The organism is Vibrio sp. 10N.261.55.A7 (assembly GCF_002877365.1).
Lineage (GTDB): Bacteria > Pseudomonadota > Gammaproteobacteria > Enterobacterales > Vibrionaceae > Vibrio.
Window position 1 is genome coordinate 1 of sequence record NZ_MCWZ01000176.1, and the last position, 2147, is coordinate 2147.

3 protein-coding genes are annotated in these 2147 nt (G+C 36.8%); all 3 read left to right on the top strand.

From position 1 onward, the window contains the following. Positions 1-108 precede the first annotated feature (108 nt). The 3 genes from BCU12_RS09965 (at position 109) to BCU12_RS09975 (ending at position 1825) form a co-directional block, all read left to right on the top strand. The gene (locus BCU12_RS09965; RefSeq protein WP_102404162.1) at positions 109-675 is read left to right on the top strand and encodes a class I SAM-dependent methyltransferase; all 567 of its coding nucleotides are present in this window, start codon (positions 109-111) and stop codon (positions 673-675) included. Between the two features lie 143 nt (positions 676-818). Further along, positions 819-1178 (top strand): hypothetical protein, encoded by a 360-nt coding sequence (locus BCU12_RS09970; protein WP_198599304.1) that lies wholly within the window; start codon positions 819-821, stop codon positions 1176-1178. A 131-nt stretch (positions 1179-1309) separates the two neighbouring features. Then, positions 1310-1825, top strand: coding sequence for a GNAT family N-acetyltransferase (locus BCU12_RS09975; protein ID WP_102404164.1), 516 nt, complete (start codon positions 1310-1312; stop codon positions 1823-1825). The last annotated feature ends 322 nt before the right edge of the window (positions 1826-2147 follow it).

Sequence of the window (2147 nt, forward strand, 5' to 3'; positions counted from 1 at the left end):
TGTAAATGCTTTAACATGGCTTATTGTTAGAGAACTAGACGGCAGCTATTTCAGGGTTCTTTATCCGAATAATTCCGCCTGATCAGGCATTATGCAACAGGAGTAAGTATGAGTTTTTACGACAGTGCCGAAAATGTCGATAAGTACATCGAAATGTGTGAAGGCTATGATGGATCTAACTTACATGAGTTGCTATCGCAGCATCTTAAAAATAAAAGCTCATTATTAGAGTTAGGCTGTGGGGCGGGTAATGACATCGCCGCATTTAAAAAGATCTATAAAGTTACTGGCTCTGATAATTCTTTAGAGTTTTTAAGGCGCTGTAAATTGAAGTATCCTGATGTCGATTTTGTACAACTTGATGCTTTTAGGTTAAATATCGATAAAAGATTCAATTGCATTTTTTCTAATAAAGTTCTTCATCATTTATCTGAAACTGAATTGCGAGAATCATTGAAAAAGCAATCTAACCTACTTTCTAATAATGGGGTAATTGCACATAGTTTTTGGCTTGGTGAAGGATGTGATGAAATACATGGATTAAGGTTTAACTATTATTCAAAAGAACTAATAATGTCAATAGCATCTGAATATTTCAACATTATAGATACTCTTAACTATCAAGAATTTAAAGAGAGAGACTCGCTTTTCATTGTTGCTCAAAAAGTTGCATAGCAAGTCGTTTAAACGGAATAAAAACAGGTTCTTCAATGTATTCCAGAATAATAATTAGTCTTCTTATCTTGTCCTCTACTTTTGGTTGCTCCAAACGAGTTATACATATCGTTGATGACTCTGGTAAAGAGGTTGGCGAGTGTATGGCAGGATATTACTTACATTATTATGGGTTGGAAGATTCTATTGACTATATGCTTTACCAGTGTGCTAAAGGTTTAATTGATAAGGGTTATAAAATTTCTGGTGTCTTACCCTTGGATAGAGATTACACACTTCCTAAGCCTCCAGAAGGTAAACCGTGGAATAAAAAATTGGCGATGAGCCATTTTAAAAGTGATAAAATAACAGAAAGGGAATTAGGGTATGTTCTCGCTGCAACCGAATATGAATATCATCTCAAAATGCTTGATGCAGAAAAGCGCTTTGCTGAGGGTAACATTGACGAAACGGAATTTAATAAAATAACTCAAGAAGCAGAATTCATTTGGCGCGGTGAATGATACATACAACAAGCTAATGAATAAGAACAAGAAACAGTTAGTTTTTGCTCTTTCTTCACTTTTTTAATCAACCATTATTTGCCTCTTCTCTTAGTTAGGTATTATGATTTTTCTCGAAATAGGTAAGTGGCATGGCATTATCATTTGAAAGTTCCAGATTGAAAATGTTTGAAATATCGGGTGATATTTCTTTACCAGAACGTGCAACTTTGTTTGAGCGAATACCTGAAATCCTGACTCCACCAGTAGTTGAAAACCTTCCTCCTTACTTTCATGGCATCGACTCGCAAGATGATGCCCAAGTTTGGTTTGAGCGAATGTTGTCTGAGAGCCGATTATTTCTTGTTAAGTCGGCAGAGGGCACATTAATTGGGTTCTTATTTGCGTTCGTTGAAAACGGTCGTGACGCTCATATCGGTTATTTGCTGGCTGAAGAATATTGGGGTAAAGGTTTAGCAAGTGAATTGCTTAAGGTTTTCATTGAGGCGGTATCAAAAACAGAGTCTTGGGCGAAGCTTATCGGTGGCGTTGACCAAACTAATATCGCATCTGCTAACTTACTTAAAAAGTTAGGCTTTGTTAAGCAGTTGGGTGGAAATAGTAGCGTTGCCTTTTACGAATTTACGATTCCCCAGCCACAATCATAATAAAGCGTTCAGATCGCATGATTTTAATGTTCAATTAAGGGTGCTTCGCTTGGCCTAGTCAAATGTAGAGTTTCCACCTAAGTAAGTTCTACAAGTATCGCGTATTGGCCCTAAGAATAAAGGCTTGCGCTAATAATCAGCATTCAATAGCAAAGCCACAAACTGCTTAAAACACCTTATGGTATGTACTTCCACAATATGCCCTTTTAGCATTGCTAATTGGACTTCGTCTAGGCTTCATCGAATGGTACATCAGAGAGTTGCTGCACCGCAAAAATCTTGCACGTAGAAAGCACATTTAACAAATTGTTCAACTGGATTC